The sequence below is a fragment of the Streptococcus mitis genome, assembly GCF_003942695.1.
GTDB classification, from domain to species: Bacteria; Bacillota; Bacilli; order Lactobacillales; family Streptococcaceae; genus Streptococcus; species Streptococcus mitis_BD.
The window spans coordinates 225927-250116 of sequence record NZ_RJNU01000002.1 but is presented as its reverse complement, the minus strand read 5'-3'; the positions used below and the strand labels follow the sequence as shown (position 1 = coordinate 250116).

The window sequence follows — 24190 nt, the reverse complement described above, 5'->3', positions numbered from 1 at the left end:
AACAAAAAAGAATCAGGATTAAACCTGATTCTTTTTATGTATCAACTTTTTCTCCTAGTAAGATAATGCAAGCACCCAATCACCACTGCTAGTATGGCAACATAGAGTAGCTGTTTGGCTTCTAAAGGCACAAAAGCTCCCTGTAGGATAAAAGTATTGGCAAGTACACCAACAAGGGCTGCAAGGCTCAAAAACGTGAGCAAAAGCATCTTGTATCGATTAAAAGGCAAGCTGACCTTGGCAACTAGACACAGACCATTGATCAGGGCAAGGAGGAAGCAAATAAATTTGACCTGACCTGGGACAGTGATAAAGAAATTGGTCAAAAGAACACTAGCAACCAGAACGCCACCACCAATCGCCGCGTTGGTTAGGATATCTCTCATAAAGTGAGTGCTAACCTTTTCTTTATTGGACTCAAAAGTCAGGAAGAAGGATGGAATCCCAATCGTAATGGCTGAAATGATTGTAAACTGAATGGGGATAAAGGCAAATTCCAAACCAAATACCACACTCAAAATGGCAAAAACGATGGAGAAGAAGGTCTTTGTTAGAAAGAGAGAGGCTACCTTTTGGATGTTATTGATGACACGGCGGCCTTCCATCAAAATATCATAAAATACCGCAAAGTCATCTGTGAGAAAAACAATATTGGAGACGCTTTTGGCCGCACTGGTAGCACCATTCATCGCAAAACTGATATCTGCTTTCTTGAGAGCCAGAACATCATTGACCCCGTCACCACTCATGGCAACTGTTTTCCCAGCATTTTGCAAAACGGTCACCATATTTTCTTTCTGCTCAGGGGTCACACGACCAAATATTTCGTGTTCCAATACCACTCTTTCAAAGTCATCATCGCTCACCTTGGTCATATCAATCGCACGGGCTTCTTCCTTAAAACCTGCCTTACGAGCCACCCCATATACAGCCACATGATTATCACCACTGATAATCTTCACTTCAACACCTTGAGATTCGAAATAGTCAAAGGTTTCCTTGGTATTGTCCTTAATCTCATCTGACAAAACGACGTGCCCTAGTAGTTCCATATTGGCTGGGCTCGTAATCTGGTCCTTACTATGGGCAAGTGTCAAGATTCGAAAACCTTGCTGTTTCAGATGCTCATAGTAGGCATCCATCGACTGGGTAAAGCCTAGAAATTCATAAGCACCGAAGAAATAGGTCCCACCCTCTTTTACTTGGACAAAGGAATACTTGTTTTTACTTGAAAAGGCACCGACTTCTTGAACTTCCCACTTTTTCTCACAGGTTAAGTAAGTCTTCAGAGCTCGCGAAGTTGCATTTTCATCCTCGAAATAAGACAGATAAGAAGACAGTTTCTCTGCTACATTAGCATCCATTTCTTGGACCTTCATATTACCAGTCGTGATAGTTCCTGTCTTATCAAAACAAAGAACATCTACTCGCGCCAAGGTCTCTACACAGTATAGCTCCTGCACTAGAACCTTCTTTTTAGCCAACTTCATGGCTGCTACCGCTAGGGAGACGCTAACCAAGAGAATCAAGCCCTCTGGAATCATGCCGACCAAAGCACCTGAACTTCCTAAAACAATCTCAACATAAGACCGTCCTAGACTAAAACCTCTGATATAGAGCAGAATGGCAACTGGCACCAGCAAGATCGAGACGATTTTTAAAATCTTATCCATGTAATCGCGTAGTTGAGAAGGGTATTTTTTGAATTCCTTGCTGGATTTTGCGAGTTTGTTAATATAGCTATCTGGACCCACAGCCGTTGCCATAACCAGACAAGTACCGCTGACGACATTGCTTCCGCTCATCAGCTTGTCACCAACTGTTTTAAAGACCGAATCACTCTCACCAGTCAGCAAGGACTCATCCACTTCAATATTCCCTTCAAGAACTTCTGCATCGACAGGCACCTGATCACCCAGATTGAGATGCAGATACTCACCCAAAACGATGTCCTCTGGATCAATCTCAATCGTTTGACCATCTCGATTGACCTTGTACTTACTTTTACCAAGCAAACTTAGCTTTTCTAAAGCATTTTTTGAACGCACTTCTTGGAAAATCCCGATGGCTGTATTGATAGCAATCACACCTAAAAAGAGCATATTCTCAAATCGCAAGGTTGTGGCTACCAGAACTGCCAGAGCCAAGTTCATGGCATTAAAGAAGGTAAAAATATTTGAAACGACAATTTCCTTGGTTGTTTTATAAGGTTTAATGTCGCTGATATTTCGTTGACAATTCTTGATGTCTTGACTGCTTAAATATTTCATTTCTACTCCGATATACTTTTGTACTACTATAGTAACACATATCTTTTTCTCTGTCACTTAAAGACTCAAAATAAGAAGAACTCCCTTGGCAAGCATCATCTATCGCCACTTCAAGAAGAACTTAAAAAGAAGCTAGGATTTCCCTAACCTCTTTTCTTTATGCTTTATTCTGCCAAGGCTCCCATTGGGTCCCATGGTGCGAGCACGATTGGTTCTGCTTCATAAGCAGCTTGTTCTTCTGCTGTCAGCAATTCCTTACGGACAACGATTTGGTAAGTGTATTCGTCCATCCAAGCGTCTGAGGCAACAAAGTAACCATCTGCGCCGACCTTATCTCCCCATGAGTTTTCAACTTTCCACTTGGTTGACTTGCCATTTTCGTCCAAGTCCACACCTGTCAAGACCATGGCGTGGGTCATCAAGCTTTCGCTATAGTCCAAACGTCCAGCTTTGTCTTGAGTGAGTTGAATATCCATGCTTGATTCAAAGTCATAAACATCTGTCGCAAGAATTCCTGCTTTGCGGTTGCTGAGCTGGCCGACATCTGAACCAAACCAAACAGTCTCACCTGTTTGCATTTGGGCAATCGCCAATTCTTTCAAGCGCTCCATTGAAACGTTGACGTAGCGAACTGCACGGCTACCAACCACATTTCCCAACATCTCAACTGTGTAAGATTTACCGTAAGGCTTGTCAGCAGTTGGAGCGTTGATAACAGAAACGTAGTCTTCTAGAGGAAGATTGACATATTTCTTGTAAAACTCTTGTGGCGTAATACCCTTTTCACTTTGGTAATTGTCATCCTTATCGCGATAAGCAAAGTCAAATTTACGTGGTGGAAGTCCTAGTGACATTGCAAGGAAGTTAAAGATTTCTTGCAAGAGATCTTCTTTCTTTGTTTGAACAGTCGCTTGGTCTGCACCAGAAGCGAGCAAGTCACGCAAGATTTGAGCATCTTGGCGAAGCAATTTGTTAAGGATGGCATTGAGCTCACGGCTGCTGCTAGATGAAACAGACTCAGGGTAAACTGACTTAGGAACAACACCGTATTTCTCAAAGAGGGCAACGACCATATCCCATTGTCCTCCATCTTGTTGAGGGGTTTGGAGTAGGAAGCTAACCTTGCGGCTCGTCAAGTCTTGGTCTGCAGTCGCAATCACTTGCTCCAAGAACCAGTTAGATTTCTCATACTTGTCCCAGAAGAAGGTGTGGGCCTGAGACAATTCAAAGTTCTCCAGTTTGTATTGAGAGATGAGTTTGTGGCGGAAGGTGTTGAGAGCTGCAAACATCCAGCAACGACCTGATGCTTTCTGGTTGGTCACCTTGTCCTTGGTCAAATCAAGCGAGAAAACAGGTGTATTGTCTACATGGCTTTGGCGACGCTCTAGGGCTGCAAAAATTCCATTGTGGCTGGCAGCATTTTCGATCGCTTGGTATTTGACATTTGCTTCATAGTTGGCAAATAATTTATCTGTAAATGATTCTTGAATCGCGTTCATAGATTCCTCCTTTTATTCTACAGTCTATTATAACGCTTTTCACAAAGGAAGCAACTGAAAAACACAAAAGGCAAGGACATTCTTCCTCACCTTTTTCTAACATAAACCCAATTAAGCAATACTATCAAGGAGATTTTCTAATTCCTCCTTGGTCAAACGACGCCATTCCCCTCTTTGTAAGTTCTCATCTAAAATCAGAGTTCCCATAGTCAAACGCTGTAGGTCTACTACTTCCTTGCCACAATAGGCCACCATTCGTTTGACCTGATGGAACTTCCCTTCTGCAATAGTCACACGGATTTGGCTCTGATTCTTTTCTGAATCTATGTAAACAAGCTCCAGTTTAGCAGGCTGACAGGTAAAGTCTTTGAGCGGAATCCCCTTAGCAAATGTCTCCACGTCTTCTTGGTTCATAATTCCCTTAACCTGAGCCATATAAGTCTTGTCCACATGACGCTTGGGCGAAAGAAGAGCATGAGCCAGCTGGCCATCATTGGTCAAGAGCAGAAGACCATGCGTATCGATATCCAAGCGCCCTACTGGAAAAACTTCCTTGGTCCGAGCAATATCATCCAGCAAGTCCAACACGGTTCTGTGCTTGGGATCCTCTGTCGATGAAATAACTCCTTGGGGCTTGTTCATCATGTAGTAGACAAACTCTTCATACTCCAATACTTGCCCATCAAAGCGAATCTCATCTCTTTCTTCATCAATCTGCAATTTAGCTGATTTTTCTTTTTTACCATTTACCGTCACGCGCCCAGCCTTGAGCAAATTTTTGACCTCCGTCCGACTTCCCACAGCGCAGGCAACTAAAAATTTATCTAATCTCATAGAACTATTATATCATACTCAAAAGGAGGCTGGCTCAATGACCAACCTCCTTTTCGTTTCAGATTTAGGAACTTAACTTCCTCGTCTCCAGAAAATAGCTAAGACAACCATAGCACCCAAAACAGCAGGAATAACAGCTGTTCCCGCTAAAATTGGGCCCCAAGTTCCAAAGAGCAGATGCCCCAGAAAGGCACCAATCCAGCCGAGAAACATTTTCCCAAAGCATCCCATGCTTTCTCCGCGATTGGTTAAAGCACCTGCCAAGAGTCCCACTAGGAGACCAACAAACATACTTCCAAGCATAGCTTCTCCTTAAATTGCCCAGTCTCCATTACGGAAGAGTGGTACGCGTGTTCCATCCTCACGGATACCATCGATATCCATTTGATTCGAACCAATCATAAAGTCCACGTGAACATCTGAACGGTTCAGTCCTGCAGCGTCAAGCTCTTCTTCGCTCATCTCTGCACCACCAACAACGCTAGTCGCATAGGCAGCACCGATAGCCAAGTGGTTTGACGCATTTTCATCGAAAAGGGTATTAAAGAAGGTAATACCTGACTGAGAAATTGGACTTGGATCTGGTACCAAGGCACATTCACCCAAGGAACGCGCGCCAGCATTTTCAAAAACAAGGTCTTTCATGACCTGATCACCCTTCTCAGCAGTGATATCTACGATTTGACCATCCTTGAAAGTTACTTTAATGCCTTCGATGATATTTCCGTTGTAGCTAAGTGGTTTTGTAGAGGTTACATAGCCCTCTGCACGACGGAAGTCAGGAGCCGTAAAGACTTCTTCTGTTGGCATATTTGGCAAGAATCCTTCTCCCTGTGCATTGACTGCTCCAGCTGATTCCCAAACGTGATTCTTCGGCAAGCCAAGTGTCAAATCTGTCCCTGGAGCTGTGTAGTGAAGAGCTGAAAATTGTTCTTTATTAAGCATTTCCGCCTTGCTCTTAAGGATTGCTGCATGTTCTTCCCAAGCCTTAACTGGATCTTCTTCGTAGACACGGCAAGTTTTGAAGATTTGGTCCCAAAGGAGATCAACCGCTTCTTCGTCGCTCGCAGCATTTGGAAAGACTTTCTTAGCCCACTCAAGTCCAGCAGCGGCTGCTACAGTCCAGCTAACCTTGTTGGATTGCGTTGCGATACGCATTGGCTTCATAGCGAGCCCCATCGCTTTAGCAGAAGCTGAAAGCTTGTCAGCGTCCACTCCGTTTAAAGCACCTGGATCAGATGAACGGACACCGAGACGGCTAGCCTTATTCTCCAAGAGATAGTTCATCTCAGCAATCTTGTATTCTGGCACATTGTCCAAACGGTCCATCGGTGCGTGGAGGAATTTCTCACGATTGATGACATCATCTGTCCACTGAACGATAACTTCGTGTGCTCCAAGTACATAGGCTTCTTTGACGATTAAATGCGCCAATTCACGTTGCTCTACATCGATAGAGAGAGCCAAGGTGTGACCAGGTTGCACATTAATTCCGTTCGCAACCAACAATTTCGCATATTTTTCTAGATTTTCTTTAAAATTTGGTAAAACCATTCTATTCTTCCTTTTCTATTTTTCTTTCAAAGCAGAAAATAATCCTGCTAAAGCAATGGCACCAGACAAGAGTGCTGTCGATAGAATAATTGCTTCATCTGCCAGCTCTAGCTGATAGTCAAAAACCTTTTCAGCTGGTTTATCTTCTGCAAAGATTCTAAGTTTCATAAAGATGTTCTCCGTTCTAATTCTTAAAACAACTCATCAAACAAACTCAACTGGTTATCCTCTGGCATATTGCCGAGAATCCCCATTTCATCCATCTTTTCAACCAAGGTAGATGACAGTCCACCGCGCTTGCGTAGTTCTGTCTTAGAGAGGAACTCACCCTCTTCACGCGCACGCACCAACTGCTTAGCAACGTTCTCTCCCAGACCATCCATTGCTACAAATGGCGGAATGAGGGTATCCCCATCAATGAGGAACTCTGTTGCCTGACTACGGTATAAATCGAGTTTACCAAACTTGAAACCACGTTCCCACATTTCATTGACAATCTCAAGAGTTGTATAGAGGTCTATTTCCACATTAGAGGCTTCATTATTCTTCCGTTTTTCAGCGATTTCTTCCATTCTACGCTTAATGGCATCCAAGCCCGCACCCATGGTCTTGATATCAAAAGCCTTAGCGCGGATGGAGAAGTAAGCACAGTAATAATAAATGGGATGGTGAACCTTGAAGTAGGCCACACGCAAGGCCATCATAACGTAGGCTGCCGCATGGGCCTTAGGGAACATATACTTGATTTTTCCACAGGATTCGATATACCACTCCGGCACCTTATTGGCCTTCATAGCTTCGATATAGCCATTTCGCTCCTCTTCGGAAATCTTCAGCCACAAGCCCTTACGCACCCGTTCCATGATGGTAAAGGCCATCTTAGGTTCGAGACCCGCATGCATGAGGTAAACCATGATGTCGTCCCGACAACCGATAACGGTTGATAGATCCGCAATCCCTTGCTTGATCAAATCTTGGGCATTTCCCAACCAGACATCGGTACCGTGGGACAGACCAGACAGCTGAAGCAACTCCGCAAAGGTCGTCGGATGCGTCTCATCTACCATCCCACGTACAAAGTTGGTTCCAAACTCTGGAATTCCCAGCATACCCGTCGGTGTTCCAATTTGCTCAGGAGTTACTCCTAGCACATCAGTCCCAGAAAAGAGGGCCATCACGCCTTCATCATCCATAGGAATCTCATTGGGATCAATTCCAGACAAATCCTGCAATTTCCGAATCATGGTCGGATCATCATGTCCCAGTACATCCAGTTTGAGGACGTTCTCATCGATATCGTGGAAGTTAAAGTGAGTGGTTTGCCATTCAGCCGTCACGTCATCCGCTGGATACTGGACAGGCGTAAAATCGTAGACATCCATGTAGTTAGGAATAACAACAATTCCTCCCGGGTGTTGTCCCGTTGTCCGCTTGACACCAGCAGCACCTTGAGCGAGGCGTTCCACCTCTGCATCACGATAAAACTTCCCATAGTCCCTCTCGTAGCCCTTTACAAATCCATAGGCAGTCTTGGCAGCCACCGTACCAACCGTTCCTGCACGGAAGGCATACTCTGAACCAAATATATCACGCACGTCCAAGTGGGCGCTTGGCTGGTCTTCTCCCGAGAAGTTCAAGTCAATATCGGGAACCTTGTCTCCATCAAAACCAAGGAAGGTCTCGAAAGGAATATCCTGTCCATTTTTGCTGAGTTTATGACCACACTTTGGACAGTCCTTGTTGGGCATATCAAAACCTGAACCATAAGAACCATCTGTGATAAACTCGCTGTACTGACACTGACCACAGACATAGTGAGGGGAGAGAGGATTAACCTCCGTGATCCCAATCATGGTCGCAACGAAACTAGAACCGACAGATCCACGAGAACCAACTAAGTAACCCCGTTCATTGGAACGTTGCACCAGCATCTGGGAAGCTAGGTAAATAACGGCAAATCCATTCCCCAGAATGGAAGTTAGTTCCTTTTCAATTCGCAAATCAACGATATCTGGCAACGGATTTCCATAAATCTCAAAGGCCTTCTTATAGGTCAACTCAGCGACCGTTTCTTCTGCCTTATCGATGAAAGGCGTGTACAAGTCACCCTTAACAACCTCAACGGGTTCAAAGATATCTGCCAAGGCATTGGTGTTTTCAATAACCAGTTTGCGAGCTAAATCTTCTCCCAGGAAGGCAAATTCATCCAACATCTCATTGGTTGTTCGAAAATGAGCCTTTGGCAAAGGAGCTGGCTGGGCATGTTCGCCATGACCAATGGTCCGGTTAATCATAGCCCCCTGTCCCAAACTACGGACGATAATTTCACGGTAAATCTCTTCTTCCGGTTCGATATAGTGGACATTTCCCGTAGCTAGAACAGGCTTGTCAAGACGGTCCCCAACCTCTATCAAACTCTTGATAATAGTCTGGAGTTCCTCCATATCCTTGACCTGCTCCTTGGCAATCAGGGGAGCATAGATAGCTGGTGGCATGACCTCGATAAAGTCATAATACTTGGCTACCTCAACCGCCGCATCCACACCTTGGGAAACGACTGCATCAAAAACTTCACCTTCTGAACAGGCTGAGCCCAAAATCAAGCCCTCCCGATGAGCATCTAGAACCGTTCTCGGAATCCGTGGTACCCCTTCAAAGTACTTGGTATTGGACAACGAAACCAGTTTAAAGATATTTTTTAAACCAACTTGATTCTTGACATAAATGGTCGCATGCTTAATCCGAGCTTTTTTATAAGAGTCTGGACTGATTAGATCAATATTTAACCTAGCTAGATCGGTCACACCATGTTTTTCTGCCACCTCTTTGATAAAGATGAAGAGCAAACGGCCAGTAGCTTCCGCATCGTAGTTGGCCATGTGGTGGTGTTCCAGTGCCACACCAAAACGCTTGGTCAAAGGACCCAAACCATGACGTTTATACTCAGGATAGAGGTTTCTAGCAAACTCCAGCGTATCGATAACTGGCTGGCTAATCTTAGGCAGACCATGACGCTCATAGTTGGCATTCATAAAGCCAACGTCAAAGGTCGCATTGTGGGCAACTAAGACTGTATCCTTGCAAAATTCTTGGAATTCTTGCAAAACTTGTTCCAGTGGTTTGGCATTTTTGACATGATCATCTGTAATACCAGTCAACTCTGTAGTAAAGGCTGACAAGGGGTGATCTGGATTGATAAATTCATCAAATTCGGCAATAACATTTCCCTTGTACATCTTAGAGGCCGCAACCTGAATCAAGTCATTATAGATGGCTGAAAGACCTGTCGTTTCCACGTCAAAGACCACATAGGTCGCTTCTGACAAATCCATCTCCACTTCGTTATAGACGATAGGGACACGGTCCTCTACAATATTGGCTTCCATTCCATAGATCAGCTGGATTCCAGCTTTCTTAGCCGCCTTATAGCCGTGTGGGAAGGACTGGACATTCCCATGGTCCGTAATGGCAACCGCCTTGTGTCCCCACTTAGCAGCTGTCGCAACGATTTCTTCAACCTCTGGTAGTGCATCCATGGTCGACATATTGGTATGAACATGAAACTCAACCCGACGCTCACCTTCCGGCATCAAATCCTTCCGCTCATAGTGAACAACTTCCTGCACATCCTGCACATTCATTGTCAAATCGCGTGTAAAGTTATTCATCTCTACATTCCCACGAACACGAAGCCAAGAATTTTTCTTGATGATGTCAAACTTCTGAGCTTCTTCTTCATTCTTAACCCATTTTTGCATTGAGAAGCTTGAACTATAGTCCGTCATTTTAAAGTTGATCAAAACACGACCCGTTCTGGTCACTTTATGCTCGACATCAAAGACAACTCCCTCAAAGACCAAACGATTTTCCTCAGTCGTCACGTCGATCATCTGGGTAACTTCTGCCTTATCTAGTTTTGGCTTAGCCGCAGCTTTTTTAGCCTGAAAATCAAAGGCTGGTTTCTCTTCTACTGGAGGAGGAGCCATTTGTTCTAGTTGTTCCATAGCACGCAAAGCCTCTTCATTGGCAGCCTGGACGATTTGTTCATTCTCCGTATAGAAGGCTTCTTCCTGCTCTTGTGTAAGGGCATCATTCTTTTCTATCTGGCAGACAAAAGCTGGGAAACCAAACTTTTCAAGTTGCTTTGCTAGATTAGGAAGATGATTCTTCTTAAAGTGTTCCTTATCAATCGCCTCTGAACCTTCAATAAAGAGTTGATTTCCCTCCGCACGAACTTGCAGATTCTGATAAAGAGACTTAAATCCTTGGCTAGCACACGGACCTTCAGAAAAAGCCTCTCTATAATATGCTTGTAAGAGTTCATTTGAAAATTCCTGAGAGAGCACCTTGATTTCGAAAACAGCTTTATTCCCTGTCTTAGAGAATTCCTCACTAAGCCCTTTCTTTAACTCTAAAAAGATTTCAATCGGTAAAATTTTAGAAAATACAAAATGAAATTCCCAGATCTTACTAATTTTATGAACCACGACACGCTCAATGCTTGCATCAACAAGAGCAGGATCCTGTTTCAGTTGATCAGAGATTCCTAGTTGATTCATTAAAATTTCAAACTTACTTGACATTCATTTTCCTCACATTATTCTCTTACTATTTTACCATAATTAAAGAAAATATATAGCCAGTACCATCTCCCTTGCGACTTAGATGGAAAGATTTTATCATACTTGTGGTAGATAAAACTATACTGACTCGTAGTCACATATTAAAAAGTGAGATGATTTTCATCTCACTTTTATTCTTAAAATCCATTATGGTCGCTGAGTTCTTTGAACCAGTGGCCTGATTTCTTCAGGTGGCGTTCCTGCGTTTCCAAGTCAAGCTCAACTAGACCATAGCGGTTTTTATAGCTATTGAGCCATGACCAACAATCAATAAAGGTCCAGATTAAGTAACCTTTACAGTTAGCACCGTCTTCAATAGCACGATGGAGTTCACGCAGATGCCCTTTGACAAAGTCAATACGATAGTCGTCTTGAATCATGCCATTCTCACGGAATTTATCTTCACCTTCAACGCCCATACCATTTTCGGTCAACATCCACTCGATATTACCATAATTTTCCCTGATATTTTGAGCGATATCATAAATCCCTTGCTCGTAGATTTCCCAACCGCGGTGGGGATTGATCTTACGACACGGCATGACATATGGCTCATAGAAATGCTCTGGCAAGAGCGGGCTATCTGGATGCTTGGCAAAACGTGGCGCCATAACACGCAGAGGTTGGTAGTAGTTGACTCCAAGAAAGTCCACTGTATGCTCCCGAATGACTTCTAACTCTTCAACAGTGTACTCTGGCAGCAAATCATGCTCAGCTAAAATCTCTACTAACTCCTCTGGATAAGCTCCCAAAACAGACGGATCTAGGAAAGATTGGGCTTGGAAGAGGTCGGCAGTCCGAGCAGCCTTGACATCCGCGGGATGCTGGCTACGTGGGTAAGCTGGTGTCAAGTTAAGGACAATCCCAATCTTAGAATCAGGCAAGACCTCATGACAGGCCTTAACTGCAAGACTACTAGCCAGTTGTGTGTGATAGGCAACCTTAACCGCTGCTTTGGCATCCACCTTGTGAGGATAGTGGGCATCGTAAAAATAGCCAAATTCCACAGGAACGATGGGTTCGTTAAAGGTAATCCATTGGTCCACCAAGTCACCGTAAGTCTCAAAACAGAAACGAGCATAGTCTTCATAAGCCTTGACAGTTGCCTTATTTTCCCAGCCATCACCAGCTTCTTGAAGGGCAAAAGGAAGGTCAAAGTGATAGAGATTGACTAGAAGACGGATTCCCTTAGCCTTAATGGCTTCAAATACCTGACGGTAGAAAGCCACCCCTTGAGGATTGACCTCTCCACGGCCTCGTGGGAAAATGCGAGACCACTGGATAGAAGTTCGGAAGGCTGTATGCCCAGTCTCTACCAGAAGCTCAATATCCTTTTTCCAGTTTTCATAGAAAGTCGATGTTTTATCAGGTCCAATTCCATTGTAGTAGCGATTGGGCTCCACCTGATACCAATAATCCCATAGATTATCTCCCTTACCATCACCAAGCACTCGTCCTTCTGTCTGTGGTCCAGAAGTGGAGGAACCCCAAACAAAATCCTTTGGAAATTTTAGCATTGTTATACCTCTTCGTTTACTCATTATCCCCATTATATAGAAAAAACAAGGTAAAAACTAGTTACATTTTTGCCTTGTTTTTCTTCTGATTATAGTTTTTATTTCTTGCTGAGGATTTCAAGCGTTTCAAGCAAATTGTCTGCGTGAACTTCGATGGTGTCACCAGTCGCCTTAATCTTAACTTCTACGATACCGTCAGCTGCTTTCTTCCCAACAGTGATACGGATTGGAAGACCAATCAAGTCGCTATCGCTAAATTTAACCCCGACACGTTCGTTACGGTCATCCGTCAAGACTTCGTAACCAGCACCCATCAAGCTTGCTTCAAGTTTCTCTGTCAAGGCTTGCGCTTCCTCATCTTTTACATTGACAGTGATCAAGTGCACATCAAATGGTGCCAATTCTTTAGGGAAGTTGATGCCCCAAGCATAGCGGTATTCACCTTTTGGCGTTTTGTTAACAAAGAGGCGAGCGTGTTGCTCCATAACGGCTGAGAGAAGACGGCTAACACCGATACCGTAACAACCCATTATGATTGGCACAGCACGACCATTCTCGTCCAAAACATCTGCACCCATACTTGCTGAATAACGAGTTCCGAGTTTGAAAATATGACCGATCTCGATACCACGGGCAAAGTTAAGAACACCTTGTCCGTCTGGTGAAATTTCACCCTCACGAACTTCGCGGATATCCACGTATTCTGCAGTGAAATCACGACCTGGGTTCACACCCGTCAAGTGGTAGCCATCTTCGTTAGCCCCCACAACAGCATTGCGAACATCTTGTACCTTACGGTCTGCAATGATTTTCACATTTTCTGGCAAACCAACTGGACCAAGTGAACCAAAGCCAGCTGAGATAACATTTGCTACTTCTTCCTCGCTCGCAACATCAAAGAAATCTGCACCCAAGTGGTTCTTTAACTTGACTTCATTGAGTTGGTCATTTCCAACTAGAAGGGCTGCAACAAGCTCACCATCTGCCATGTAGAAGAGGGTTTTGATTGTTTGTTCTTCTGGGACATTTAGGAAGGCTGCGACTTCGTCAATGGATTTAACACCTGGTGTTTCCACGCGAGTTACTTCTTCTTCAGTAACGACACGGTTGCTTGGTTTGTACTCGTTTGTTGCCATTTCTAAGTTAGCTGCATAGCTAGACTCACTTGAGTAGGCAATAGTGTCTTCACCAGAAACCATCCATTTGAGCAATTCTGCCTTGATTTCTTCTTGCACTTCTGCAGGAATCTCATCAAATGAGGCAACTGACTTGTCTAAGACAACCCAGCGATCGAGGTCTGTACGGGCTGGTGTGATGGCCATAAATTCTTGGCTATCCTTACCACCCATGGCTCCACCGTCACCGATGATGGCCTTGAAATCCAAACCACTACGAGTGAAAATACGTTCATAGGCCGCCTTGTACTCGTCATAAGTCACATCCAAACTATCGTAATTAGCATGGAAACTATAACCGTCTTTCATGATAAATTCACGCGTACGGAGAAGGCCGTTACGTGGGCGTTTTTCATCACGGTATTTAGGTTGGATTTGGTAAAGGTTGAGTGGCAATTGCTTGTAAGACTTGACAGAGTCACGAACAATAGCTGTAAAAGTCTCTTCGTGTGTCGGACCTAGGATAAAGTCCGATTTTTCACGGTTTTTCAATTTATAAAGGTCTTCACCATAGGTTTCATAACGACCTGATTCACGCCAAAGATCGGCACTGAGAAGGGCCGGAGCTAGCATTTCTACCGCACCAATCTTATCAAACTCTTGGCGCATGATGTTCTTAGCCTTTTCAATCACACGGTTAGCGAGTGGTAGGTAAGAATAAACACCAGCAGAAACTTGACGGACATAACCAGCACGCAACATAAGGGCGTGGCTGATAACTTGAGCATCGCTTGGCATTTCGCGAAGCGTTGGGATTAGCATTTTACTTTGTTTCATAATATTCCTCGATTATCTAAAAGAAGAGTCGCATAATGTCATTCCAGGTCACAGCTAGCATCAAGACAACCATGATAACTACACCAGCCATGGTGACATAGGTTTCAATTTCTTGTTTAAGGGGTTTCCGGCGGATAACCTCTAGGATATTGAGCACAATCTTTCCACCATCCAAAGCCGGAATCGGAATCAAATTAAAAATTCCGATATTGATGGAAATCATAGCTAGGAAATAGAGGACATTCTCAATTCCATTTTTAGCAGCATCACTACTTGCCTTAAAAATGGCAACGGGACCACCGAGTTTGTTCAAATCTGGATGGAAAATCAAGTTTTTCAGAGCCGAAAGGATACGGAGCCCTGAATCAGCAGCTGTCGTAAATCCACCAACAAACATGGATAGAAAGTCTGACTTGACCCCCGGTCGAACCCCGAGAATGTAACGTCCTTGATTCTCTTCTGGAGTCACAGTAACTTGTTTTTCGCTACCATTTTCAGAAATGGTCACATCCAAGGTCGGGGCGGTCTTGTCCTTGGTATCTGCTTCCACAGCCTGGGTCAAGTCTTGCCAATTCTTAATCTCATGTGAGCCGACCTTGGTAATTTGGGCGGTTTCAGCCACACCCACCTTAGCCAAAGCTCCCTCTGGCATGACATGAAAGAGATTGGTCTGAGTATCTCTAACACCGCCCTGCAAAAAGATCAAGATCCAAAAAACAACAACACCTAAGATAAAGTTATTCATGGGACCTGCAAAGTTGGTGATGAGCTTGCCCCAGATAGAAGCATTTTGATACTGTACATCCAAAGGAGCGATGCGTACTTCGGTACCATCTGCCTCAACAACTGTTGCATCATGATCCACAGCAAAGGTCTTTTCTTCTTCCAAGACCAAACCCTTGATAAAGAGCTTGTCTTCAAAGTCAAACTGGGTTACCTGCATAGGGAGAGCTGTTTGATCCAGTTTCTTTCCTGAGAGGTTGATCCGTTTGACCTTACCATCATCAGCAAGTGTCAAACTGACCGGAGTTCCTGTCTTGATTTCTGTCGCATCATCACCCCAGCCTGCCATACGAACATAGCCTCCTAGAGGAAGGATTCGAATGGTATAAGCAGTGCCATCCTTACCGATATGAGCAAAAATCTTGGGTCCCATACCAATGGCAAATTCACGAACTAGAATGCCTGATTTCTTGGCAAAATAAAAATGTCCAAACTCATGCACCACCACAATAATCCCAAAAACGAGGATAAAGGTTAGCAATCCAATCATTCAATATTCCTTTCTTTAAAACAGGCCAAATAAGTGCATCATTGGAAACACAATCAGCATGCTGTCAAAGCGATCCAACACACCGCCATGTCCAGGGATAAATTTGCCAGAATCCTTGACACCGAAATGGCGTTTCATGGCACTTTCAATCAAGTCACCAAACTGACCGGCCACACTGAAGAAGGCAGCAAAGAGACTCATTCTATAAATCCCATAAGGAAGAGCAACTGTGCTGTCCACTAACATGAAAATCACTGTTATCAGTACCGCACCTAGAATGCCCCCGACAAATCCCTCAATACTCTTATTAGGAGAAACTCTCGGAGCCAACTTATGTTTACCAAAATTCATCCCTGTCAGGTAGGCTGCGCTATCTGTCGCCCAAACGATAAAAAGGGCCAGAAGCACCTTGTCAAAACCTGCCACCCGAGCATCTAGTAAGGCGTTAAAGCCAAAACCAACATAAAAGCTCACAGCAATTGGAAAGGCAGCATCTTCAATCGTATAGCTTTTACTGAAAACAGTCGTCCCTAGCATTATTGTAATCAGAACACTATAGGCAACCACATTCCCATCAACTGGCAAAAAAGTTAGATAATTTTCTAAAGGGATTGTGAGGGCAAATGTCGCAAAGAGGGTCAAGGTGCCCTCGATGGTCATGGTCTTTAGCCCCTTCATCTGCAAGAGTTCATGGACAGCCAGCATCGCTAACAAACCAATCCCTATCTGCAACAAGAGTCCTCCCACAAATAAGACTGGAAGGAAAATAGCCAAGGCCAATACCGCAAACAATGTTCTCTTTTGTAAATCTTGGGTCATATCTTCTCCTAAACTCCTCCAAAACGGCGATTGCGACGATTATAGGCCGTAATAGCCTCCTGCAAAGAGGTCTCATCAAAATCGGGCCACAAGGTATCCGTAAAGTAAAGCTCGCTATAGGCTGCTTGCCATGGCAAGAAATTACTCAAACGCAACTCGCCACTCGTACGGATAATCAAATCAGGATCTCGCAAATCCTTTGGCAGGCGTTGTGTGAAAAGATAATCCCCTATCATATCTTCTGTAATATCACCAGGATTGATTTTGGCATCTAGAACTTCCTGAGCCAAGCTCTTAAAAGCCTGCGTAATTTCAGCACGACCACCATAGTTAAGCGCAAAATTGAGAATCAAGCCTGTATTGTTCTTGGTCAACTCCTCTGCTTTTTTCAAAGCTTCAAAAGTCGGCTTAGGTAGGCGATCTGTCTCCCCAATCATCTGAATCTTAACATTATTTGCATGCAATTCAGGGACGTAGTTGTCATAAAACTCGACTGGCAAGTTCATGATAAACTTGACTTCTTGATCTGGACGCGTCCAGTTTTCCGTTGAAAAGGCATAAACCGTGATGACCTTAACTCCCATCTTATTAGCTGCCTTGGTCACCTTTTGGAGGGCTTCCATCCCCGCCTTATGACCAAAAACTCGTGGTTGCATCCGTTTTTTAGCCCAGCGACCATTTCCATCCATGATGATGCCAATGTGAGCAGGAACCTGTGTTGGAACCTCGACTTCTACAGCTTTATCTTTCTTAAAAAATCCAAACATGATCTTATTCCTATTCAAAAATCTATCGTTTCATTATACCATATTTCCCTCTATTCTTCTATTGCTAAGTTACTGCCCCTGCTTACAGATAGACAAAAATAAGCCGCCTGATTGGGCGACTTTATTTTATAGGGAGATTATTATGAAAAAGTTTTAGGAGTTTAAGTTAAGTTCTTCTTAACTTATGAGCTTAGTATACACCTCCTAGCTTAAATTTTTCTTAAGTTTTTTGAGAAATGAAAAATCTAAAATAAGATTGCCCACTTGAGTGTATGAAAAAGTACCTCAAATCATCTCAAATAGCCAATCTAAGTCTAAAACCTAGCTTTTTCTGAAAATCATTTCAAGCTGACACCTTTTTCCATAGTTTATAGATTGAAACTTTGCCTCATAAGTTACTTTTATAATGCACTTATCTATCAAATCATATATTCTACACTGTAGGTGGCATCTGATAAGATACGCGCCAGGAACTGCTTAGTTCGTTCTTCCTGCGGACGACTAAAGAAATCATGCGGATTATTCTCCTCTACGATACGGCCTCCATCCATGAAAATAACGTGGTTAGCGACATCCCTAGCAAATCCCATCTCATGCGTGACGACCACCATGGTCACACCTTCTCCCGCCAACTGTTTCAGAACATCCAAGACATCTCCAACCAACTCAGGGTCTAGTGCAGATGTTGGTTCATCGAGTAAAATCACCTCGGGCTTGACGGCAATGGCACGCGCAATTCCTATTCGTTGTTGTTGTCCCCCAGAAAGCTGGGAAGGGTAGTAGTCCTTATAGGCAAGTAAACCAACTTTTTCCAAGGCAGATTCTGCACGTTTGAGCGCTTCTTCCTTGGGAATTTTACGAGCCACGATTAGGCCTTCCAGAATATTTTCCAGAGCAGTTTTATTTGCAAAGAGATTGTAGTGTTGGAAAACAAAGGCTGTTTTTTGGCGAATTTCTAGAATGTCTTTCTTGCTCAATTTGGCTAAGTCATAGGTTTTTCCTGCCAAGGTCAAACGGCCACTGTCAGCTTTTTCTAAGTGGTTGAGACAACGGAGAAAGGTTGTTTTCCCCGAACCTGATGGTCCTAAAATAACGACGACATCCCCTTGATTGACCTGGAGATTGACATCCTCCAGTACCTGCCTCTCACCAAATGTTTTTGCGATATGTTCTACTTGTAACATCCTGTCCTCCTATACAAAACGCGCGCTAGATGCTTTTGCACTCTTTTCTTTTTTCACATAGCCTTTTTCCAGTAGGGAGAAGCCCCACTGAATCAAACCACAGATCAAAATATACTGCAAAAAGATCACAAAATAAGACTCAAAATACTGGTAACCGTAGGACGCTTCCACACGAGCAATAGCGGTGATATCCTTGATAGTCATAACAAAGACCAGGGAGGTCCCTTTGACAATATTGATCACCAGATTGGCCAAGTTAGGCAAGGCTGAGCGCAAGGCTTGAGGAAAAACAATCCTTAAATAAGCCTGGGTCGTAGTCAGCCCAATTGCATGCGCTGCCTCTAGTTGTCCCTTGTCCACCGTCAAGATAGCTGAACGCAAAATCTCCGATAAACTCCCGACTGTCATCAAACTATAAATGATAAAAGCATAGTAGAGAGGATCAAGTTTGAAAATATCAAAGTCACTTCCTATGCTTTTGAGAAATTGATTCAGCAAACTTGGAAATAAACTATAAAAGAAGAGAATCAATAAAATCGAAGGAGTCGCTCGGATAAACGCCAGATAGACCAGAGAAAAACTCCTCACCCCTCGAACCTTGTAGATCTGCCCCAAGGCCAAAAATAGAGCCGGTAAAAAGCTTAAGGCCATAGCCACAATCATGATAATCAGGGTGATTGGCACACCTTTCAAGGTCCCCAGAAAGGTCTTTACAATATAGTCTATGTCCATTTTTTACCTCCCTTTTGTTTCCAAAGACATCTCAAGCAAACGACTCAAGCTAGAAATAACCAAGGCAATCCCCCAGTAAAGAAGCGCAACTGCCGTGTAGGTTTCCAGAGAGTAGTTCCCTAAATTGCGACTGATCAAGAGATTCCCCGCCCCCATAACATCAACGAAACCAATCGTATAGGCCAAAGCAGCATCCCGCATGAGATTAAGAATAGCAGTCGTTATATTGGGAAGAGCAACTTGAAAAGCTTGGGGGAAAATGATTCTCCAAAAAGTCTGACTTGGAGTCAAACCAATACTAAGCCCGGCCTCTGTCTGCCCCTTTGGAATAGCTTGATAGGCCGCCTTGAAAACCTCGGCAACAATAGCCGCAAACAAGAGAATCATCGTCAGGAGAACAAAAATAGTTTTAGACCAGTTGTTGATATCCAAACCAAGCCACCATTTCAGAAATTCTGGCAAGCCATAAAAGACTAGAAAAAGCAAGACAATCGGCGGTGTACAACGAAGGGTAAAGATATAACCTTTGGAAATTGCTGCAAAACTCTTGTCTTCTCCTACTTGCGCCCAGGCCAAGAGACCTCCAAAAAGGGAACCAAGAAGAGTGGTAAAAAAGAGAATGGACAAGGTCATAGGAAGCGCCTGCCATAAGGTCGGTAAAAACTGAAAGACCTTGGAAAAATCATAAGAAACCATGCAAAACCCTTTCTAGTCTTGGAATTTCTGGTCTAGTCTTTGTCTACGTAACTAAAGACATCTTCTTTAAAGTATTGCTGAGATAGCTTAGCAAGCGTGCCATCTTCTTTCAACTCTTTGATTGCTTTTTCGGATTCTTTAGCGAATTTCTCACCCTTTTCATCACGGTGAATCAAGGGATAAGTTGGAATACCTTTATATGGGAACCAGCTGAGTTTATCCGCATATTGGTGGTAAGGGCCATCTTCTGCGGTAACTGCTTTTTCAAAGGACAGTTTGATATCAAAGAAGGCGTCATAACGTCCTTCTAAGACCCAGGCATAGGCATCTGCCACTTTAAAGGATTCAGCTGCTGTTAGCTCAATCGGTGTATCCTGATGTTTTTCATTGTAGCTGGTGATAACATTCCATTGAGCATTCTGTGGAGAGATGGGAACCAATTTCCCTTTATTCTTAGCAAAGTCATCAATGGTTTTGTATTTCTGTTCATCTTCTTTTCTGACAGTAAATCCGATGATGCTCGCTCCGACTGGTTCAGATGGAATGACAAACTTTTTAGCTCGTTCGTCTGTGTACCAAGCTCCCTTGGTTCCGATGTCATACTTGCCTGATTCCAGACCAATCAAGAGGTCGTCATCACTGGTACCTGTATATTCAAATTGATAGTTTGCTAACTTCTCATCAACAGCCTTCAAAACAGCTACTTCATAACCATCTGATTCCCCTTTTTCACTGACAAAGTCATAAGGTACATAGTTTTGTGTATGAGCAACCTTCAAGGTTATAACTTCAGCAGACGAAGCTGTTTCTCCCTCCTTGGCTGGAGCGCCAGCTAAACTTCTCCCGATAATCGTCGCCCCAATTACTGCAACAACCGCTACACCACCGATAATCCATGCTTTTTTACTCATCTTTTTCTCCTTTAGTTTTCAAGCGCTTCTCTCACCCACTGGATACGTTCAACTGCGATATCACTTGGAATGGTACAATCTGCCCCAAGTACCAAGCCCTGTTCCCCAGCTTCTGCAACTAGTTTCTTTGCCTCAGCCTGAATGGCATCCTTGCTACCAGTATACAGCAAGCCTGTCTTGCCATTTTCAAATCCTCCAAGAACCGTACGTCCCTTGAAAATCTCACGACCTTCCTTGAGAGTGATTCCCTCTGGTCCTACAGCCCAGTTAAAGACTTGGGCTGGATAGTCTGCAAAAAGGTGAATATCATTTCGCGCTCCCTCGTAGCCACAGATATGAAGAACAGTGACGCCACCAACAGCACTAGCCGCTTCCAGCACAGTTATCTCGCTAGGTGCAATGACTTCTTGATAAGCTGCTGCCGACACTCGTTGATCTTGGATACTTTGCACGCTGAGGTAGATTCCATCTGCACCAGCCTCTTCGATGACAGCTCGGCTGAGACTCGCAATATCTTCTGCAATCACATCCAACACCTTTTTAAGGGCTTCAGGATCTTCCACCAGAAAGTCCGCAATAAGGTCATCGCCACCATACACTTCCCCAAGCAACCACTTGAGATAGGTCACAGGAGCAAAAATATTGTAAATCGCAACGATATCTTCTGTAAACTCTTGCTTAATTTTCTTAACCAAGTCCACCTGCTCTTTTATCCAAGCGTGCTCTGGTCCGAGTGGTTGAATGGTCGCCAATTCTTGAAGTGATTTTCCTTGAGCAATCGCTGGATTTGGATAAGCAAAGTAGCCATCACTCATTAACTTTATAAAGTCTGGCTGAACTTCTCGGATAAAGCGCTTATGGCCCTCGATATTCTTCTCGATAATGGCTGGATTTGAGAAACCATGTAGCCATTCGTCTTCGGATGTGAAATGGTGCCAAAAGCCAACTGGCACACGATCAACCTTTTCACCTCTAAATGCTTTTAAAACCCATTCTTTTTTTTCTGACATTCTTATTCTCCATTTCTTACTTTTTCAACTAATAAACTGCTTGCGATATCATTCGAGCGTAGAAAGGGGAGACTGGACTTGGAAAAATCCTGAACTCCACGACATCTCTCTCCATTTTTGCAGTGCTGATTTTTTACGACGCTTATGGCAACCAAGGCCAGCAAACCGACAACTGCAATGAAGATGCCCCATCTTTTACTTTTCATAGCTCCTCCTTTTAGAGAACAGCTGCCTGCCGAATCCAGTCCAATCTCTCTAAGTCAAAGTCATCTGGAACAGTACAGTCAGCTCCCAGAAGAACTCCTTTACTACCAACTTCAGCCAGCAACCGTCTTGTTTCATCTTGCAATTCCGCCTTGGAACCTTGATAAAGCAAGCTTTTCTTGCCATTTTCGAATCCACCTAAAACGGCTTTATCTCGGAACAACTCTTGACCCTGTGTCAAACTAACATCCTCTTGGTGGGTCGCCCAGTTGACCACTTGAGCTGGATAGTCCTTAAATATCGTCACATCATTGCTCGCGCCTTCAAAACCACAAATATGGAGGATATTGATCCCACCAACCTGATTAGCTGCCTCCAAAATCGCTATATTGCTCGGTTCGATATAGGTTTGGTAGAGTGCTGGTGTGATGCGCTCATCTTGAATTTCCTGGGTGCTGAGGTAAATCCCGTCAACACCGCCTTGCTGGATGATTTTCCGAGTTAGGATAGCAATATCTCCTGCAATCACATCTAGAATCACTCTGAATTGCTCAGGATTTTCAAGCAACAGATCAGCCACTTCCCTATCTCCTCGAGAAGTTTCTGTACGGAACCAGCGCTTAAGGTAGGAGATAGGTGAGAAGATATTGTAGAAAGAAGCAATCTCTTCTGTAAAGGTCTCTCGAACCGCTTGTACCACTTCCACCTGTTGCTGAATCCATGGGTGTTCCTCACCAATCGACTCAATAGAAGCCAACTCCTGAATGCTTGCAATCGTAGGACTATAGACATTACTTGGATAAAGGAAAAAACCGTCGCTCATAATTTTGACAAAATCAGGACGAATCCTTTCCACATAGTTGCGATGCCCATCAACACTTTTTTGAAAGATACGTGGATTATTTAACCCCTGCCCCTTTTCTTCGAGTGTTACAAAATGAAACCAAAATCCCACAGGAACTCTTTCCACTTCATCGCCTCGAATCGCTCTAAAAACTAGATCTCTTTTACTTGCCATACCTTTCTCCTTCCATTTGGATTGAAACCATCTTACCACTCCTTTTCCCCTTTTCCCAATATATATTGACTATTGACTTGATTGGGAATTTTTATATCTATAAAGAAAAAAATCCCTGAAAAGCTTGATGTTACTAGCCTTTCAAAGATTCTCTTTATTTTCATCTATTTTTCAAAAAGGAGCTGATATAGATTTTCTATCAAGCCGATTGGATTTTTTTATATACATCTTCATTCCAAAATTAAGTACATAATTTTATCCTAATACCAAATGACTACTGAAAAATTTATTTTCTCCCGATATTTCCTTGCACAAATCCCATGAAAACGCTACAATATTAATAGACTATTATTAGGAGGATAGGATTATGAAAATATCCAAAGTTACCATTACAATTGCTTCTACACTTACTTCCGTCATTTTACTGACTGGCTGTGGCACAAATTCGGCAAATTCACAGACAACACAAAGTAGTACATCTGATAATCAGGTTACCATGACCTATGATCAGTTGCGTTCAAGAGAGAACACTATGTCAACTCTTTGGTATCAAAAAGCAGCTGAAACCAAGGCACTCTATCTACAAGGTTACAATGTCGCTACTGATCGTTTGAAAGAACTACTAAAAACACAGACAGATAAACCCTACTCTATCGTTTTGGACTTGGACGAAACCGTATTAGACAATAGTCCTTATCAAGCGCAAAATGTCAAAGACGGAACAGCATTTACCCCAGAAAACTGGGATGTCTGGGTAAAAAAAGCAGCAGCCAAGGCTGTACCAGGTGCTAAAGACTTTCTCCAATTTGCAGACCAAAACGGTGTCCAAATTTACTATGTATCTGACCGCACGATAGATCAGGTAGATGATACGATCAAAAACCTAGAAAACGAAGGAATTCCTGTACAAAGTCGCGATCATCTCATGTTCTTAGAAAAAGGCGTCAAATCTAAAGAAGGTCGTAGACAAGCAGTCCAAGAAAAAACCAACTTAGTCATGCTACTAGGAGACAATCTTGTGGACTTTGCAGAGTTTTCAAAGACCTCTGAAACTGAGCGCGACCAAAAATTAGAGGAATTACAAAAAGAGTTTGGTGAGAAATTCATCATTTTCCCTAACCCAATGTACGGATCATGGGAAAGCACTGTTTACAATGGTAATAAATTGGATGCCAAGGGTCAAACTGAAGAGCGCCAAAAAAACTTACAAGGTTTTGATAAATAAAATAAGGGAGCTATCTACTAGTTTACACCAACTACAAGATATCATATTTGCGAGAATATCAAAAAAAGACGATTTCCAAGCGGAAATCGTCTTTTAATAAGGA

The 24190-nt window shown here is 43.3% G+C and carries 20 protein-coding genes; 1 reads left to right on the top strand and 19 read right to left on the bottom strand.

The features are described from left to right. Positions 1–41: 41 nt before the first annotated feature. The 19 genes from D8852_RS02460 to D8852_RS02365 form a co-directional block, all read right to left on the bottom strand. Entirely contained in the window at positions 42–2270 is a 2229-nt protein-coding gene (locus D8852_RS02460) for an HAD-IC family P-type ATPase (RefSeq protein WP_125425102.1), read from the bottom strand. 164 nt (positions 2271–2434) lie between these two features. Continuing rightward, a complete protein-coding gene (gene pepC, locus D8852_RS02455; RefSeq protein WP_125425101.1) occupies positions 2435–3769 on the bottom strand; it encodes an aminopeptidase C in 1335 nt (444 codons plus the stop codon). 111 nt (positions 3770–3880) lie between these two features. Further along, positions 3881–4603, bottom strand: a complete 723-nt coding sequence (locus D8852_RS02445; RefSeq protein ID WP_125425099.1) for a pseudouridine synthase — start codon at positions 4601–4603, stop codon at positions 3881–3883. Positions 4604–4675: 72 nt separating this feature from the next. Next, positions 4676–4906, bottom strand: a complete 231-nt coding sequence (locus D8852_RS02440; protein ID WP_125425098.1) for a GlsB/YeaQ/YmgE family stress response membrane protein — start codon at positions 4904–4906, stop codon at positions 4676–4678. A gap of 9 nt (positions 4907–4915) precedes the next feature. Continuing rightward, entirely contained in the window at positions 4916–6157 is a 1242-nt protein-coding gene (locus tag D8852_RS02435) for an aminopeptidase (protein WP_125425097.1), read from the bottom strand. A 15-nt stretch (positions 6158–6172) separates the two neighbouring features. Then, positions 6173–6325 (bottom strand): hypothetical protein, encoded by a 153-nt coding sequence (locus D8852_RS02430; RefSeq protein WP_125425096.1) that lies wholly within the window; start codon positions 6323–6325, stop codon positions 6173–6175. Between the two features lie 23 nt (positions 6326–6348). Further along, entirely contained in the window at positions 6349–10740 is a 4392-nt protein-coding gene (locus D8852_RS02425; RefSeq protein WP_125425095.1) for a PolC-type DNA polymerase III, read from the bottom strand. A 176-nt stretch (positions 10741–10916) separates the two neighbouring features. Then, positions 10917–12296: a glycoside hydrolase family 1 protein gene (locus D8852_RS02420; RefSeq protein ID WP_125425094.1), complete on the bottom strand. Its 1380-nt coding sequence runs from the start codon at positions 12294–12296 to the stop codon at positions 10917–10919. 98 nt (positions 12297–12394) lie between these two features. Beyond that, the gene (locus D8852_RS02415; protein ID WP_125425093.1) at positions 12395–14248 is read right to left on the bottom strand and encodes a proline--tRNA ligase; all 1854 of its coding nucleotides are present in this window, start codon (positions 14246–14248) and stop codon (positions 12395–12397) included. A 16-nt stretch (positions 14249–14264) separates the two neighbouring features. Continuing rightward, a complete protein-coding gene (gene rseP, locus D8852_RS02410; RefSeq protein ID WP_125425092.1) occupies positions 14265–15521 on the bottom strand; it encodes an RIP metalloprotease RseP in 1257 nt (418 codons plus the stop codon). A gap of 15 nt (positions 15522–15536) precedes the next feature. Further along, entirely contained in the window at positions 15537–16340 is an 804-nt protein-coding gene (locus tag D8852_RS02405; protein WP_125425091.1) for a phosphatidate cytidylyltransferase, read from the bottom strand. Positions 16341–16348: 8 nt separating this feature from the next. Next, positions 16349–17107 (bottom strand): isoprenyl transferase, encoded by a 759-nt coding sequence (locus D8852_RS02400; protein WP_038804618.1) that lies wholly within the window; start codon positions 17105–17107, stop codon positions 16349–16351. A gap of 419 nt (positions 17108–17526) precedes the next feature. Next, a complete protein-coding gene (locus tag D8852_RS02395; protein ID WP_125425090.1) occupies positions 17527–18291 on the bottom strand; it encodes an amino acid ABC transporter ATP-binding protein in 765 nt (254 codons plus the stop codon). 9 nt (positions 18292–18300) lie between these two features. Further along, positions 18301–19023, bottom strand: a complete 723-nt coding sequence (locus tag D8852_RS02390) for an amino acid ABC transporter permease (RefSeq protein WP_125425089.1) — start codon at positions 19021–19023, stop codon at positions 18301–18303. A gap of 3 nt (positions 19024–19026) precedes the next feature. Further along, entirely contained in the window at positions 19027–19719 is a 693-nt protein-coding gene (locus tag D8852_RS02385; RefSeq protein WP_125425088.1) for an amino acid ABC transporter permease, read from the bottom strand. A 32-nt stretch (positions 19720–19751) separates the two neighbouring features. Then, entirely contained in the window at positions 19752–20630 is an 879-nt protein-coding gene (locus D8852_RS02380; RefSeq protein WP_125425087.1) for a transporter substrate-binding domain-containing protein, read from the bottom strand. Positions 20631–20641: 11 nt separating this feature from the next. Beyond that, positions 20642–21640, bottom strand: coding sequence for a uroporphyrinogen decarboxylase family protein (locus D8852_RS02375; protein WP_125425086.1), 999 nt, complete (start codon positions 21638–21640; stop codon positions 20642–20644). Positions 21641–21642: 2 nt separating this feature from the next. Then, positions 21643–21846 (bottom strand): hypothetical protein, encoded by a 204-nt coding sequence (locus D8852_RS02370; RefSeq protein WP_000837741.1) that lies wholly within the window; start codon positions 21844–21846, stop codon positions 21643–21645. A gap of 11 nt (positions 21847–21857) precedes the next feature. Next, the gene (locus D8852_RS02365; RefSeq protein ID WP_125425085.1) at positions 21858–22862 is read right to left on the bottom strand and encodes a uroporphyrinogen decarboxylase family protein; all 1005 of its coding nucleotides are present in this window, start codon (positions 22860–22862) and stop codon (positions 21858–21860) included. A gap of 367 nt (positions 22863–23229) precedes the next feature. On the opposite strand from D8852_RS02365, the gene D8852_RS02360 reads away from it, so the two are divergent. Then, positions 23230–24087 carry a 5'-nucleotidase, lipoprotein e(P4) family gene (locus tag D8852_RS02360; protein ID WP_000703387.1) on the top strand — a complete coding sequence of 286 codons (858 nt, stop codon included), beginning with the start codon at positions 23230–23232 and terminating at the stop codon, positions 24085–24087. Positions 24088–24190: the final 103 nt, after the last annotated feature.

Bases quoted from the DNA above. Each gene is read 5' to 3' on its own strand.
- D8852_RS02460 (WP_125425102.1), bottom strand. From the start codon at position 2,270: ATGAAATATTTAAGCAGTCAAGACATCAAGAATTGTCAACGAAATATC.
- pepC (WP_125425101.1), bottom strand. From the start codon at position 3,769: ATGAACGCGATTCAAGAATCATTTACAGATAAATTATTTGCCAACTAT.
- D8852_RS02445 (WP_125425099.1), bottom strand. From the start codon at position 4,603: ATGAGATTAGATAAATTTTTAGTTGCCTGCGCTGTGGGAAGTCGGACG.
- D8852_RS02440 (WP_125425098.1), bottom strand. From the start codon at position 4,906: ATGCTTGGAAGTATGTTTGTTGGTCTCCTAGTGGGACTCTTGGCAGGT.
- D8852_RS02435 (WP_125425097.1), bottom strand. From the start codon at position 6,157: ATGGTTTTACCAAATTTTAAAGAAAATCTAGAAAAATATGCGAAATTG.
- D8852_RS02430 (WP_125425096.1), bottom strand. From the start codon at position 6,325: ATGAAACTTAGAATCTTTGCAGAAGATAAACCAGCTGAAAAGGTTTTT.
- D8852_RS02425 (WP_125425095.1), bottom strand. From the start codon at position 10,740: ATGTCAAGTAAGTTTGAAATTTTAATGAATCAACTAGGAATCTCTGAT.
- D8852_RS02420 (WP_125425094.1), bottom strand. From the start codon at position 12,296: ATGCTAAAATTTCCAAAGGATTTTGTTTGGGGTTCCTCCACTTCTGGA.
- D8852_RS02415 (WP_125425093.1), bottom strand. From the start codon at position 14,248: ATGAAACAAAGTAAAATGCTAATCCCAACGCTTCGCGAAATGCCAAGC.
- rseP (WP_125425092.1), bottom strand. From the start codon at position 15,521: ATGATTGGATTGCTAACCTTTATCCTCGTTTTTGGGATTATTGTGGTG.
- D8852_RS02405 (WP_125425091.1), bottom strand. From the start codon at position 16,340: ATGACCCAAGATTTACAAAAGAGAACATTGTTTGCGGTATTGGCCTTG.
- D8852_RS02400 (WP_038804618.1), bottom strand. From the start codon at position 17,107: ATGTTTGGATTTTTTAAGAAAGATAAAGCTGTAGAAGTCGAGGTTCCA.
- D8852_RS02395 (WP_125425090.1), bottom strand. From the start codon at position 18,291: ATGTTACAAGTAGAACATATCGCAAAAACATTTGGTGAGAGGCAGGTA.
- D8852_RS02390 (WP_125425089.1), bottom strand. From the start codon at position 19,023: ATGGACATAGACTATATTGTAAAGACCTTTCTGGGGACCTTGAAAGGT.
- D8852_RS02385 (WP_125425088.1), bottom strand. From the start codon at position 19,719: ATGGTTTCTTATGATTTTTCCAAGGTCTTTCAGTTTTTACCGACCTTA.
- D8852_RS02380 (WP_125425087.1), bottom strand. From the start codon at position 20,630: ATGAGTAAAAAAGCATGGATTATCGGTGGTGTAGCGGTTGTTGCAGTA.
- D8852_RS02375 (WP_125425086.1), bottom strand. From the start codon at position 21,640: ATGTCAGAAAAAAAAGAATGGGTTTTAAAAGCATTTAGAGGTGAAAAG.
- D8852_RS02370 (WP_000837741.1), bottom strand. From the start codon at position 21,846: ATGAAAAGTAAAAGATGGGGCATCTTCATTGCAGTTGTCGGTTTGCTG.
- D8852_RS02365 (WP_125425085.1), bottom strand. From the start codon at position 22,862: ATGGCAAGTAAAAGAGATCTAGTTTTTAGAGCGATTCGAGGCGATGAA.
- D8852_RS02360 (WP_000703387.1), top strand. From the start codon at position 23,230: ATGAAAATATCCAAAGTTACCATTACAATTGCTTCTACACTTACTTCC.